The sequence below is a fragment of the Herbaspirillum lusitanum genome (assembly GCF_046025995.1).
Classification (GTDB): domain Bacteria; phylum Pseudomonadota; class Gammaproteobacteria; order Burkholderiales; family Burkholderiaceae_D; genus Herbaspirillum; species Herbaspirillum lusitanum_A.
Map to the genome: position 1 here is coordinate 445,651 of NZ_JAQQFM010000007.1, position 13,128 is coordinate 458,778.

Here is a 13,128-nt window from a genome sequence, read left to right on the forward strand (position 1 = left end):
AGCTGCAAGCCCCAGAATCCAGCCCCGGGCGCATGTGCTTTTGATGCATATCAAGTGGCGCAATGATCTTGCCGCTGTTTGTGTGCCGGCAAGCAAAAGAGGCGCGGCCGTGAACCACGGCGCGCCTCTTTGCTGTCTTTGCTATTTCAGACTGATGGACTGCGCATCAGCGCGTCGCCGGCTTGGCCCAGAATTTCCAGAACGGCGGCTTCGGCTTTCGACCTGGTTCCGCTTCATCTTCATCGCCCGCATGCGCCATCTGGTACAGCAGCGGCAAGACCAGCAGCGTGAGTATGGTCGACGAAAGAATGCCGCCGATCACCACCGTCGCCAGCGGCCTTTGCACTTCGGCGCCGGTGCCGGTCGCCAGCGCCATCGGCACGAAGCCTAGCGAGGCCACCAGCGCCGTCATCAGCACCGGCCGCAGGCGCGTCATGGCGCCTTCGTGAATGGCATCGCTCAGGCTGCGGCCTTCTTCGCGCAGGCTGCGGATGAAGGACAGCATCACCAGACCATTGAGCACCGCGACGCCGGACAAGGCGATGAAGCCGACCGCCGCCGAGATCGACATCGGAATGCCGCGCAGCGTCAATGCCAGAATACCGCCGGTCAGCGCGAACGGAATGCCGGTAAACACCAGCAAGCCGTCCTTGACGTTGTTGAACATGGCGAACAGCAGCACGAACACCAGCAGCAGCGCCACCGGCACCACAATCTGCAGGCGCTTGGCGGCGGATTGCAGATTCTCGAACTGGCCGCCCCAGCTGGTCCAGTAACCGGGGGGAATCCTGACCTGCTGCTCGATCTGCTGGGCTGCATCGGCCACAAACGATCCCAGATCGCGATCACGCACATTGGCGCTGACCACGATGCGGCGCTTGCCGTTCTCGCGGCTGATCTGATTCGGGCCCGGCGCGATGTTCAGTTCGGCGATTTCCGCCAGCGGAATATAGCTGGTGCGGCCCGAAGCATTGGCCGGCAAGGCAATCGGCAGACGCTGCATGGTGGCGATGTCATTGCGCGTCTGTTCCGGCAGACGCACGATGATGTCGAAGCGGCGGTCGCCCTGGAACAGCGCCCCGGCTTCCTTGCCGCCGATGGCGATGGCGAGTGTTTCCTGCACCTCGGCGATGTTCAGGCCATAGCGCGAGGCCTTCTCGCGGTCGATGTTCACCGTCAGCATCGGCAGGCCGGTGGTCTGCTCGACTTTTACCTCGGTGGCGCCGGGGATCTTCTCCAGCACGGCGGCAATATTCGCTGCGCTGTCGTTGAGCACCTGCATGTCGTCGCCGAAGATCTTGACCGCCACATCGCTGCGCACGCCGGAGATCAGCTCATTGAAACGCAGCTGGATAGGCTGAGAAAACTCATAGCTGTTGCCGGGAATTTTCGACACTGCAGCCTGAATCGCGCTGCGCAGTTCGGCTTGCGTCTTGCGCGGTTGCGGCCATTGATCCATGGGCTTGAGCATGATGTAGCCGTCCGAAATATTCGGCGGCATCGGATCGGAGGCTACCTCGGCGGTGCCGGTGCGCGCGAAGACCCGTTCTATCTCCGGGAATGTCTGCTTCAGCTGACGCTCGATCTGCTGCTGCATGGCGACCGACTGCGTCAGGCTGGTGCCGGGAATGCGCAAGGCCTGGATCGCCAGATCGCCCTCATCCAGACTGGGCACGAATTCGCTGCCCATGCGCATGCCGGCCACGGTGCACAGTACGATCAGGGCGCCGGCGCTGCCGAGCACGATGGCCCGGTTGCGCATGACCTTGCCCAGCAAGGGTTCATACACGCGCCGGGCGCCGCGCATCAGGGCGTTTTCCTTCTCCGCCACATGCTCGCCGATGAACAGCGCGATGGCGGCGGGGATGAAGGTGATCGACAGGATCATGGCGCCCAGCAGGGCCGCGACCACGGTAAAGGCCATCGGCTGGAACATCTTGCCTTCGACGCCGGTCAGCGCAAACATCGGCAGGTAGACGATCATGATGATCAGTTGCCCGAACAGTAAGGGACGACGCGCCTCGCGCGAGGCCGCAAATACTTCGTGGAAGCGCTCGCTGCGCGTCAGCGGGCGGCCGTGATGCTGCTGCGCATGAGCCAGCCGCCGCACGCAGTTTTCCACGATCACCACGGCGCCGTCGATGATGATGCCGAAGTCCAGCGCGCCCAGGCTCAGCAGATTGGCGCTGACGTGGTTGCTGACCATGCCGGTGAAGGTGAACAGCATCGCCAGCGGGATCACGGTGGCGGTGATCAGCGCCGCGCGGATATTGCCGAGGAACACGAACAGCACGGCGATCACCAGGATCGCGCCTTCGATCAGATTCTTCTTGACGGTATTGATGGCCTTGTCGACCAGCACCGTGCGGTCATACACCGTGACCGCCTTGACCCCGGCCGGCAGCGAGCGGTTGATCTCCAGCATCTTTTTATCGACCGCCTGCGACACCGTGCGGCTGTTTTCGCCGATCAGCATGAACACCGTGCCGAGCACCACTTCCTTGCCGTTTTCGGTGGCGGCGCCGGTGCGCAGTTCACGTCCGATGCCGATGTCGGCTACGTCCTTGATGCGGACAGACTGACCCTGCACCTGCGCCAGGATCACATTGCCGATATCGTCGATGGAGCCGACCTGGCCCGGCGCGCGGATCAGATATTGCTCGCCGTTGCGCTCGATATAGCCGGCGCCGACGTTACCGTTGTTCTTCTCCAGCGCCGTCACCACAGTTTGCAGACTCAGGCCGTAGGAGGCCAGTTTTTCAGGGGAGGGCGCGACCTGATATTCCTTGGCATAGCCGCCGATGGAATTGATTTCGGTGACGCCCGCCACGTTGCGCAACTGCGGCTTGATGATCCAGTCCTGAATTTCGCGCAGATCGGCCGGCGTGTATCCGGCGCCATCGGCTTTTCTGGCGCCGTCTTCGGCTTCCACCGTCCACAGATAGATTTCGCCCAGGCCGGTTGAAATCGGCCCCATGCCGGGATCGATGCCGGCCGGCAGTTTGCTGCGCGCTTCCTGCAGGCGTTCATTGACCAGCTGACGCGCGAAGTAGATGTCCGTGCCGTCCTTGAAAATCACGGTGATCTGCGACAGGCCGTAACGCGACAGCGAACGGGTCTGCTCCAGATGGGGCAGGCCGGACATCACGGTTTCTATCGGATAGCTGATGCGCTGTTCGGTCTCCAGCGGCGAATAGCCGGGCGCGGCGGTGTTGATCTGCACCTGCACGTTGGTGATGTCGGGCACGGCGTCGATAGGCAGCTTCTGGTAGCTGTAGACGCCATAGGCGGCCATGCCAAACACCGCGAGCAGGACCAGCCATCGGTGCTCGATGGCGAATCGGATGATGCGTTCAAACATGATGATGATCTTTCTCGGTGGTTGCGCGCCGTTGCCGGCGCTGCATGAGATTCGGAGAGGCGGGAGTCATGAGAGCTGGCGGCCTGTCAATCAATGTGAATGCTCCGCGCTGCCTTTGCCCAGCTCGGCCTTGATCGCAAAGCTGCCGGCGGCGGCGTAGCGTGTGCCGGCCTTGAGGCCATCCCTGATCTCGATCAGCTTGCCGTCGCTGCGTCCGGTCGCCACCTCCTGCGCCATGAAGCCGCCGGGGATTTCCACGAACACGATGCTCTTGCCATCAACCGTCTGGATCGCTTCCGCCGCGACGCTGACCGCCGCTTCGCGCTGATCCGTGATCACTTCCACATTCACGAACAGCCCGGGGCGCCACACATTGCCGGGATTGGGCAAGACCACGTGCGCCTTGGCGCTGCGCGTCTGCTCGCCCAGCAAGGCGCCGACATAGCTGATCTTGCCGTGCGCGGCGGACTCGAAGGCGGTGGCTTTGACCACCGCCTGTTCACCCACCTTGACGGCGTTCATGTCTTTGGGCGTGACCACGATTTCCGCCCACACGCTGGAGAGGTCGGACACCACGAACAGATTGGCGCCTTCCTTGACCGGCTCGCCGATGCTCATGTGCTTCTCGACCACCAGGCCATCAAACGGCGCCCGTACTTCATAGCGGCTCAGGCTGGCGGCGTTGTCTGCTGCGCCGCCCGCACCGCCAGCGCCCAGCGCCCGCAGTTTGTGCTGCGCATTGCTGACGGCAATTTCGGCTTCATGCCGGGCCTGACTTGCCTGCAGATAATCCTGTTCGGCCGAGATTTTTTCTTCCCACAGTTTCTTTTCGCGTGCATAGCCGGACTGTGCCAGCGCCAGACGCTTGCGGGCGTTCTGATATTCGCTGCGCAGATCGGAAACCGCGCCGCTGTTGATCACTGCCAGCAGTTGTCCTTTCTTGACCATCTGCCCCAGATTGGCCTGCACCGACTCCACCACGCCGGCCACCTGCGGCACGATGTGGGCGGTGCGGTCTTCATTCAGACGGATTTCGCCCGGCAGTTGCAGATTGCTGTTGAGGCTGGCCGCAGCAGCGGTCTTGATGGCGATGCCGGCGCCCTTGATCTGTTCTGCGCTCAGTTCGATTTTTCCTTCTTCCCTGGAGAAGCTGAACGTGCTGGTCTTGCCATCGGCACTCAACTCGAAACGGATGTCGAACAGATGCGGCTCATCGATAAAACCGCTGCTGCGATAGGCATCCTTGCCGACTTCAAACGCGACCTGCTGCGGCGCCTGCAATGGCCGCGTGAGGGTCGCCGTCAGCCGGCCGGCTTGCGGTGCAAGCGGCTTGCCGTCATGCATGGGATAGACGCTCAGTCGGGCGCCGTCCTTGTCTTCTTCCAGCAGCACTTCGATGGCATTGTCGCCGTCGCTCAGCAGCGCGCCGCCATGCGCACCCTTGGCGGCGTTTTCAGCGTGCCCGCCGTGCGCTTCTTTTTCATTGTGGCCGTGTGCTTGGGTTTCCCCGGCGCCCTGGCTTTCGCCTTCCTTGTGATCCTTATGTTCCTTATGCTCCCTTTCTTCGCTATGGCCGGCTTCATTGTGGCCGCCATCAGCTCCGTGTTTTTCCTGCTGCAGAAATACGACTGCCAGCACTGCAATCGCGACAGTTGCCGCAATAAGACCCAATTTAAGTTTCTTGTTCATGATGTTTTCTCATTCGTTTTCTGTGCGGTCCGGGCCGGCCAGGCGATCCAGTTCGGCCGCAGCCTGATGGACGTTGGAAAGGGCTTGCCAGTATTGGGATTTGGCCTGGAAGTAGCTGCGCTGCGCGTCCAGCACGTCGAGGAAGCTGAACTTGCCCAGCTCGAAGCCCTTGCTGGCGGCATTGAAGGCGCTTTCGGCGGCGGGGATGATGTCCTGACGCAAGGCATCCACTTCTTGTGCGGCATTGCGCATGCGCTCGTAGCTTTGCGCCGCTTCACCCTGGATGCGCAGTTCGGTCGCAGCCTGCTCATCACGCGCCTTGTCGAGACGGCGCAGCGCTTCCAGCTCATTGCCCTGGTTGCTGTCGAACACCGGAATCGGGATCGAGAACCCGACCACCCACATGTTGCGGCCGGCTTCTTCATCGCGTTTGTTGCCCAGGCTGAGCGTCAGATCGGGCACGCGTTTGCTGCTTTCGATGCGAGCCAGTGCACGGCGGCGTTCGACTTCCAGACGCGCCAGTCTGACGGCCGGGCCATCACTGACGCGGCGGGTAAAACCGGCCAGCTCGGGCAGATCCGGCACCGTTTGCGCGGCATCCGCCGTCAGCGTGAAACGCGCATCGAGATGGCTCTCGCCCCAGTAGGCTGCCAGCTTGCGCTGCGCCAGTGTGAGATCGCTGCGCGCCTGATGGAGCGCCAGCCTCGCATTGGCATCGGCGACTCTGGCCTTGCTTTCTTCCACCGGCGAAATCTTGCCGGCGCTGACGCGGCGCGCCGTGATGTTGCTGGAACGTTCGCTCAGCTTGAGCAGATCCTGAGTGAGCCTGAGTTTCTCTTGCGCGATCAGGGTATCGAAGTAGGCCGCACTGATACCGGCGCGCAGTTCCGCACGCTGGTTCAGGAAATCCAGCACCGCGATATCGTGGGCGCGCTGGGCGGCCTCGATGCGCGCGCTGCGCTTGCCGCCCAGTTCGATCGGCTGATTGAGCTGGTAGGTGGTGGTGCGCGTGGACTTGCGGGTGTCTTCCATCAAGGCCGACAGCTCGGGATTGGGTCGTGCTCCGGCTTGCATGATGGTGGCGGCGACGGCGTCTATTTCGAGCCGGGCGGCGGACAGCGTCTTGTTGCGTTCAAAGGCCAGTCTGATCGCATCGGGCAGGCTGAGCGGCCTCAGGGCTTGTTCTGCGGCGCTGCTTTGCGCTGCGAGATCGTGGGTGCGTGAATCAGGAACGCGTGAATCAAGCGCGCGTGAATCAAGAGTTCGTGATCCGGGAACGCCGATAGATTGCGCATGGGCCGGACCGGCGAGCAGCATCGCCAATCCGACAGGAAAGTAAAACCTGAGCATCAAATTCTCCAGAAATAGGGGGAAGAATTCGGCGAGGTATCCGACAGGTAAAAACGGAGGGAGGGACGTCGCCGAGTTAAGCGGCGAGCTGCCAGTTGGGCTTTTCAGGGCCGTCGGCGATATGCGAGGAGAAGGTGGACGGAAGCGGCAGATGCAGCGCCGGCTGGAATTCTGCCGGGGCCTTCAGCTGCGGATAGGAACAGACGGACTTGTAGCAGGACACATGGCAGAGGCCGCATTCGACATCCGCTTTGGCATTGTCCGGCGCCTTGCTGTTGTCGGCGCTATCGAGGGTATCGAGGGTAGCCGCAGCTGATACGGACTTGGCGGCATCCTGATGTTCGTGATGCCCGAAGTGATAAGACGCCTGGCTGCTTTCATTCTGACAATACGATGCCACCGCCGCCCAGGACAGCTGCATGGGCAAGAGCAAGATCAGAAGGATGAGGAGTGTACGGCGCATGGCGGCAGATTATAACGTCATCATCGCCGTCGGAAAAATCTGCGCGCAAGTTTTTTATCGACACCGACGGCCGGCGGCTGTTGCGCTGATGCAGATCAGTGCAAGCGAAAATCCTTGCCGCTGCACACGGTACAGCGCCCGCATGCCGCGTCTGCGATGGCGCGCTCAGAGCATCAGCAACAGCCAGGCCAGCGCGGCGCTGATCGCCAGCAAGGGCACAGAATAGAAATGGAATCGAAGCCAGATGCCTTTTTCATCGGCCATGCGCAGGGCGATCAGATTGGCCAGCGAGCCCAGCACGAAACCGAAGCCGCCGGCATTCACTGCGTAGGCGATGGTCTTGCCGGCCGGCAGATATTCCAGCAGCAGGATGGTGGCCGGTACATTGCTGATGATCTGCGAGCCCAATACGCCGGTCAGAAACACCGCACCTTGCGAGAAATGTACGATGCCTTGCAGCCATTGCTGCAGCAGGCCGATCTCGGTCAGCAGATGAATGTCGATGAACATCAGCATGAAGACCGCGATCAGGCTCCAGTCCACATCCAGCAGGATATGGCGATAGCACAGCAGCATGAACAGCACCACCGCCAGCAAGCCCCAGGCCGAGAAACCGCTTTCGACCGCCGCCACAAACGCCGCATAGAGCAGGGCGCAGGCCAGCAACTGGCGCAGATTCCAGGCATGGCTGTCGTCCTGTCCGGATACTTTGATCTGCTGCGCAGGGAAGGCGCAGCAAGTCGCGATCAGCAGCACCGCGAAACCGGCCGCCGCCAGCGGCGCCATCTGCCAGGTAAAGGCGGCAAAGGACAGATGCGATTGTTGCCACAGCAGAATGTTTTGCGGATTGCCGATCGGTGTCAGCAGCGAGCCGGCATTCACCGCCAGCGCCTCGAAAATGATCAGCTTGCCGACCGGCAGCGATGAAGTCTTGCGCAGGCCCAGCGTCAGCGGCACCACGATGAACAGCGCGATGTCGTTGGTCAGCACCGTCGACAGCAGCGCCGATGCGCTCACCAGAAACAGGGCCAGCATGCGCTCGCTGTGCATGCGGGCGAGCAACTGACGGCCGATGTGGTCGAGATAACCGCTCAGTTCTATGCCCTTGGTCAGCAGCATCAGGCCGGCCAGCGTGCAGATCGTGTTCCATTCTATCCAGCGCGGATATTCGGGCAGCCGCGTCAGTTGGCCGAGGCTTAGCAGCACGCACAGCAGCAGGAGGATATGCAACAGGCGGTCGCGCAGAAAGGAAGCGGCCAGCCGGCGCAGCGGCCGCTGTTGTTGCGGCGGAGAAGAGTGTGCCTGGGCGGCGACAGGCGGCGTATTCAAATCGTGCTGAGTGGGAGCGGACATCTTGTTTGTGTTTGTTATGGTCGATGGTGAGGGTGACGATCATGCAGCATGAAGCACGGGCGCCCGATGCGGATGGGCATTGGAATGGGCGCGGACGGTTTTGTTCCGGTGCCGATCTGTAGTGATCTCTGTCCGGCCGCATCGATACCGTCGCATGCAGGCAAAGCTGTTGCAGCAGCCCGTGCTTGCAATATGATGCCGGTTTCGGCGGCGCGAAATTTTCGCGCCTGCCAGATTCGCCTGCAAGCATAACAGGCACTCGGAAAGGAATTTCATGTTGATCGACTGGCATCATTTCACGCCGGGGCTGTCGCTGGCCGGCGGACTTCTGATCGGTTTGTCTGCCGCCTTGCTGCTCTTGCTGGCCGGGCGCATCGCCGGCATCAGCGGCATCTTGGGCGGACTGATCTCCGGCTGGCTGAACCGGCCTGCGCGTGCCGATGGCGGCTGGCGCATCGCCTTTCTGGGCGGATTGATCTGCGCGCCTTTGCTGGCGACGGCGCTGGGTTTCGCTGCCAATGCCGACATCGATGCCGGCTGGCCCTCAGTGCTGATCGCCGGTTTCGTGGTCGGGCTGGGGACGCGTTATGCCGGCGGCTGCACCAGCGGGCATGGGGTCTGTGGTTTGTCGCGCGGCGCTCGCCGCTCGATGGTGGCGACCGCCTGCTTCATGGCCGCCGGTTTCGTCACCGTGTTTGTGTTGCGTCATCTGGGCGGAGGCTGACATGTTGCTGCTGCTCTCCGCCTTGCTGGCGGGCTTGATATTCGGACTCGGCCTGATCGTCTCGGGCATGGCCAACCCGGGCAAGGTGCTGGCCTTTCTCGACCTCGCCGGCACTTGGGATCCGTCGCTAGTCTTTGTCATGCTGGGCGCGATTGCCGTCGCCGCGTTGGCATTTTTCATCGCGCGCCGTCGCCGTGCGTCCTGGCTGGGGTTGCCGCTGCAACTGCCGACCGCCAGCGGCATCACGCTCAGACTGGTGCTGGGCAGCATCGCCTTCGGCATAGGCTGGGGCCTGTCGGGATTTTGCCCCGGCCCGGCGCTGGTCAATCTGCTGAGCGGCGCACCCAAGGCCTGGGGCTTTGTGGCAGCGATGCTGCTGGGGATGCTGGTGTTCGAACTGCTTGAAGCGGCGCGCAGCAAACGAGCGCGCGGCTGAAGTACGGGCTGCGATCTTTCAGGAATCGCTAATGGCACGGCTTGCCGATAAGTTGGCAAGCCGTGCCTTTGCTTTTTTGAAGGCTCAGAGATTCGCCGCCACTGCCACTGCATCAGCGCCGGCAGGAATGCGTGTTGGCGAGGCCGGATCGGTGGCTGCGCGCCACACCGCCTCGGCCACGTCCTCTGCCAGCGTGACATCGGCCGGCTTGCCCCATTCGCTGAAGATGCTCTGCGCCAGCGGCGCATACGCTTCCGGGATGCTGCTCTGCATGCGCGATTGCGCGTTTTCGCCGAAACGGGTGGTCGGCGAGCGACCCGGCAAGACCAGACTGACGCGTATATTGAATTGCGCCAGTTCCAGCGCCAGCGATTCGGTGAAGGCATTGACCGCGGCCTTGCTGGCGGTATACACGGCCAGCAGCGGCAACGACACCAGGGTTACGCTGGAGGTGACGTTGATGATCACGCCCGCCTGTCGCTGCCTGAACTGCGGCAGCACCGCCTGCGTCAGCGCCATGGTGCCGAAGGTGTTCGTCTCGAAGACCTCGCGTGCGGTCTGCATGCTGATGCCTTCCAGCGCGCCGAGCACGCCGATGCCGGCATTGTTGACCAGCACGTCGATGGGGCCGGCGGCTTCGACGACCTGGCGAATGTTGTCGGCGCTGGTGACGTCCAGCGCCAGCACGCGCAAATTGTCGGAGCGTGGCAGCAGATCTTCGCGCGGGGTGCGCATGGTGGCGATCACTTTCCAGCCGCGTTCCAGAAAGTAGCGGGCGGTGTCGAGGCCAAAGCCGGACGAGCAGCCGGTGATCAGAACGGTTTTCATGAGAGCTCCTGAAGGTTGGTTGGGGTAGAAGCAGGATAGATCGTGCTGACAGGACTTGATACAATTCAAAGTCCAGTATTTGTTTGCAGGAGTCCGGTAATGACGAATTTAGTTGATCCGCTGTCCGAAGTCGTCGGGCTGCTGCAGCCGGGCGCGCCATTCTCCAAGGTGGTGAGCGGGGCGGGACGCTGGAACGTGCGCCGCGCCGAATTCGGCCAGCCTTTCTATTGCGCCATCATCGAAGGCAACACCCGCCTCAGCGCCGACGGTCTGGATACCATTACTTTGCAACCCGGCGATTTCGTGCTGCTGCCTTCGGCGCAGGGCTTCACCATGTCGAGTCTGTTGCCGACCGCGGCTGATGATGTCGATCTTCTGCCCACCCGATTGCCGAATGGCGAATACCGGCTCGGCATTCAGGACGGTCCTTACGATGTCAGGTATCTGGTCGGACATTGCGCGTTCGGTTCGCCGGACGCGTCCTTGCTGGTGTCGCTGTTGCCGCGTGTGGTGCTGGTGCGCGGCGAAAGCCGGCTGGCGACGCTGGTGCAACTGGTCGGCGACGAATGCCGCGAGCGGCGGCCGGCGCGCGAAGTGATCCTGGCGCGTCTGCTGGAAGTGCTGCTGATCGAAGCCTTGCGCTCGACGGCGGGCACTACTGCCTCGCCCGGACTTTTACGCGGACTGGCCGATGCCCGGCTGGCACTGGCGATACGCCGCATGCATGAAAGTCCGACCACGCCGTGGACGGTGGCGCAACTGGCGAAGGAGGCGGCCTTGTCGCGCTCAGCCTTCTTCGAACGTTTCCGGCGCGCAGTGGGCGTGGCGCCGATGGAATATCTGCTGGGCTGGCGCATGGCGCTGGCCAAAAAGATGCTCAGGAGCAAAGAGACTGGTGTGTCAGAGGTCGCGGAGCGCGTCGGCTACAGCTCGGCCAGCACCTTCAGCGTGGCCTTCACGCGCCATGTCGGATTGCCGCCGATGCGGTATGCGCGGGAACAGATCGAAGTCTGATTTGGAGCCTGCACGGCAGGCTTTTTGGCTGGGGCATTGCCATGCGGAATTTTTCTGAGGTCCGCGTCCGGCTTGAGGCGGCGATATTGATGACGGCGCCATGATCTGCGCGAATGCGAGTCAACCGAAAGAGTTCTGGATCGTTTGTGAAACGCCTGCGTTTAACGCGCGCAGCAGCCAATCACCATAACTTTCTTTCCGGAATCGAAGACGCACATCATGACTGAAGCAACAGAAAACCTGGAACATGCCGAGCATGCACACGCCTCCGGCAATAAAAAACTTGCTTTGATCATCGCCATTCTCGCTTTAGTCCTGGCGATCACTGAAACCCTGAGCAAGTCGTATCAGACCGAAGTCATCCTCAAGCATCAGGAAGCGGCCAATCTGTGGGCCTTCTTTCAGGCCAAATCGATACGCGGCAATAGCGCGCTGCTGGCCAAGACGCAGCTGACTTTGCTGGGAGACAGCAAGGATGAGCGCGTGCGCGCCGCCATCGCGAAGCTCGATGATGCCGTCGCTCATTACGACGACGATGAAAAGAGCGGCGAGGGCAAGAAACAACTGGCGCACAAGGCCAAGGAGGCCGAGCACGAAGCCAAGGCTTACATGGAGAAGTACGAGAAAATGGAAATGGCGGCCGGCATGCTGCAGGTGGCGATTGTGCTGGCCTCGGCAGCGATCATCACCAGCGTGGGCTTTCTGGTGTACATGTCGTTGGGACTGGGTGTAATTGCGCTGGGCTTCCTGGGCGTGGGCCTGTTCGGGCTGATGTAAGTTTTTACCGGCAGCCATTCTGGAATTTCTGGAGGCGCCGCAAGTAAAAAGGCGCAGCATATTTTTGCTGCGCCTTTTTATTTTTCGGGCACTTGTTTTCTATCGCGCCACCGACTCCGCCAGCAAGCCGTTCATCGCATCGTTGACGATCAGGGATGGCAGCGAGCGATGATCGTTGGGTACGATCACCAGATCTCTTTCCATGTCGCCCGGCAGCACCAGTTTGCCGATCAGCACGCAATCGGCGCTGCAGGTGTAACGCATGACCGCGCCGCGCGCCTTGGCTTCGATGATGTGCTGGCCGTGATCAATGCCCAGATAGCGCACGCTGACCACCGGCGAGGTCGCGCCTTTTTCAACCAGTTCAGGATCGGCGTAAAAATATTCGCCCTTGTCCACGCTCAGATAATGCGGACGCGGCGATGCGCCGTCCGGTGCAATGTGTGCGATCTGCGCCGAGCTCAGTTTCAGTTGCAGCATCGATGGCGGCTTGTCGCTGTTCGCCGTCACCGTGTTGATGGCTGCGACTGCCGCAGTGCCGAGCGATGACACCGCGAACGACGTCGCAGTTTTTGCTGTCGGTTTCGATGTCACAGCTGCAGGTGTGGACAAAGCCATCGTTGGGGCGACTGGCGATGGCGCGGGCGTGGCAGCTGAAGATAAGGCGGACGAGGGCAGCGGCGCGCTGACAGGCAAGGCGGCGGCCTTGGCCAGCGAAGGCAATGACGGTGCAATCACCTTGCCGCCGTTGCTGATGTCGGTTTCCAGCGCAGCCTGGCGCTGGTGATACCAATCCACCAGGCATTCGCGGTTGCGGCAATTCTGTTCGCGCCATTTCCATAGCTTGTCGGACTCGGTCGCAAAGGCACGTTTGTCGGCGGAATTCTTTTTGGCCTGCTTGTAAGTCTTGCTCAGTTGATCGTCCAGCGCCGAGAGCTCGGCATCCTTGCAGATGATTTTTTCTGCGACCGACCCGCCGCGGCTGCAATCGAAACTGGCGGCAAAGACGGAGGTCGAGATGAGGGCGCAATGCGCAGCAAAGCAGGCTGCATACAAAGAGAATTTTTTCATGTCGGATATCGCTGGAGAGAGTACTGCGGTAAATACGGTAGGTGCGCTGATCGCTTCAACGG

Annotated in this window: 11 protein-coding genes; 4 read left to right on the plus strand and 7 right to left on the minus strand. The window is 61.6% G+C overall.

Annotated features, from left to right (window positions below; genetic code table 11):
* Positions 1–166 precede the first annotated feature (166 nt).
* The 5 genes from PQR62_RS17835 to PQR62_RS17855 all read right to left on the minus strand — a co-directional run bounded on the left by PQR62_RS17835 (position 167) and on the right by PQR62_RS17855 (position 8,216).
* Entirely contained in the window at positions 167–3,361 is a 3,195-nt protein-coding gene (locus PQR62_RS17835; RefSeq protein WP_408159332.1) for a CusA/CzcA family heavy metal efflux RND transporter, read from the minus strand.
* A gap of 90 nt (positions 3,362–3,451) precedes the next feature.
* Positions 3,452–5,050 carry an efflux RND transporter periplasmic adaptor subunit gene (locus PQR62_RS17840; RefSeq protein WP_408159333.1) on the minus strand — a complete coding sequence of 533 codons (1,599 nt, stop codon included), beginning with the start codon at positions 5,048–5,050 and terminating at the stop codon, positions 3,452–3,454.
* Positions 5,051–5,059: 9 nt separating this feature from the next.
* Positions 5,060–6,400 carry a TolC family protein gene (locus PQR62_RS17845; RefSeq protein ID WP_408159334.1) on the minus strand — a complete coding sequence of 447 codons (1,341 nt, stop codon included), beginning with the start codon at positions 6,398–6,400 and terminating at the stop codon, positions 5,060–5,062.
* A 76-nt stretch (positions 6,401–6,476) separates the two neighbouring features.
* The gene (locus PQR62_RS17850) at positions 6,477–6,821 is read right to left on the minus strand and encodes a cobalt transporter (RefSeq protein ID WP_408159335.1); all 345 of its coding nucleotides are present in this window, start codon (positions 6,819–6,821) and stop codon (positions 6,477–6,479) included.
* Between the two features lie 207 nt (positions 6,822–7,028).
* The gene (locus tag PQR62_RS17855; protein ID WP_408159336.1) at positions 7,029–8,216 is read right to left on the minus strand and encodes an SLC13 family permease; all 1,188 of its coding nucleotides are present in this window, start codon (positions 8,214–8,216) and stop codon (positions 7,029–7,031) included.
* 274 nt (positions 8,217–8,490) lie between these two features.
* Here PQR62_RS17855 and PQR62_RS17860 point away from each other — a divergent pair, with 274 nt between their 5' ends.
* Entirely contained in the window at positions 8,491–8,940 is a 450-nt protein-coding gene (locus PQR62_RS17860) for a YeeE/YedE family protein (RefSeq protein ID WP_408159337.1), read from the plus strand.
* Between the two features lie 4 nt (positions 8,941–8,944).
* Entirely contained in the window at positions 8,945–9,376 is a 432-nt protein-coding gene (locus tag PQR62_RS17865) for a DUF6691 family protein (RefSeq protein ID WP_408159383.1), read from the plus strand.
* An 84-nt stretch (positions 9,377–9,460) separates the two neighbouring features.
* Here the strand turns inward: PQR62_RS17865 and PQR62_RS17870 are convergent, their stop codons facing one another.
* Positions 9,461–10,204 (minus strand): SDR family oxidoreductase, encoded by a 744-nt coding sequence (locus tag PQR62_RS17870; protein ID WP_408159338.1) that lies wholly within the window; start codon positions 10,202–10,204, stop codon positions 9,461–9,463.
* A 99-nt stretch (positions 10,205–10,303) separates the two neighbouring features.
* Here PQR62_RS17870 and PQR62_RS17875 point away from each other — a divergent pair, with 99 nt between their 5' ends.
* Positions 10,304–11,218, plus strand: a complete 915-nt coding sequence (locus PQR62_RS17875; protein ID WP_408159339.1) for an AraC family transcriptional regulator — start codon at positions 10,304–10,306, stop codon at positions 11,216–11,218.
* A gap of 219 nt (positions 11,219–11,437) precedes the next feature.
* Positions 11,438–11,995 (plus strand): DUF4337 domain-containing protein, encoded by a 558-nt coding sequence (locus PQR62_RS17880; RefSeq protein WP_408159341.1) that lies wholly within the window; start codon positions 11,438–11,440, stop codon positions 11,993–11,995.
* A gap of 99 nt (positions 11,996–12,094) precedes the next feature.
* Here PQR62_RS17880 and PQR62_RS17885 read toward each other — a convergent pair whose 3' ends face one another.
* A complete protein-coding gene (locus tag PQR62_RS17885) occupies positions 12,095–13,066 on the minus strand; it encodes a lysozyme inhibitor LprI family protein (protein WP_408159342.1) in 972 nt (323 codons plus the stop codon).
* Positions 13,067–13,128: the final 62 nt, after the last annotated feature.

Excerpts from the sequence above, each read along its gene's own strand:
- PQR62_RS17850 (WP_408159335.1), bottom strand. The coding sequence starts at position 6,821 with ATGCAGCTGTCCTGGGCGGCGGTGGCATCGTATTGTCAGAATGAAAGC.
- PQR62_RS17855 (WP_408159336.1), bottom strand. The coding sequence starts at position 8,216 with ATGTCCGCTCCCACTCAGCACGATTTGAATACGCCGCCTGTCGCCGCC.
- PQR62_RS17835 (WP_408159332.1), bottom strand. The coding sequence starts at position 3,361 with ATGTTTGAACGCATCATCCGATTCGCCATCGAGCACCGATGGCTGGTC.
- PQR62_RS17875 (WP_408159339.1), top strand. The coding sequence starts at position 10,304 with ATGACGAATTTAGTTGATCCGCTGTCCGAAGTCGTCGGGCTGCTGCAG.
- PQR62_RS17880 (WP_408159341.1), top strand. The coding sequence starts at position 11,438 with ATGACTGAAGCAACAGAAAACCTGGAACATGCCGAGCATGCACACGCC.
- PQR62_RS17870 (WP_408159338.1), bottom strand. The coding sequence starts at position 10,204 with ATGAAAACCGTTCTGATCACCGGCTGCTCGTCCGGCTTTGGCCTCGAC.
- PQR62_RS17840 (WP_408159333.1), bottom strand. The coding sequence starts at position 5,050 with ATGAACAAGAAACTTAAATTGGGTCTTATTGCGGCAACTGTCGCGATT.
- PQR62_RS17885 (WP_408159342.1), bottom strand. The coding sequence starts at position 13,066 with ATGAAAAAATTCTCTTTGTATGCAGCCTGCTTTGCTGCGCATTGCGCC.
- PQR62_RS17860 (WP_408159337.1), top strand. The coding sequence starts at position 8,491 with ATGTTGATCGACTGGCATCATTTCACGCCGGGGCTGTCGCTGGCCGGC.
- PQR62_RS17845 (WP_408159334.1), bottom strand. The coding sequence starts at position 6,400 with ATGCTCAGGTTTTACTTTCCTGTCGGATTGGCGATGCTGCTCGCCGGT.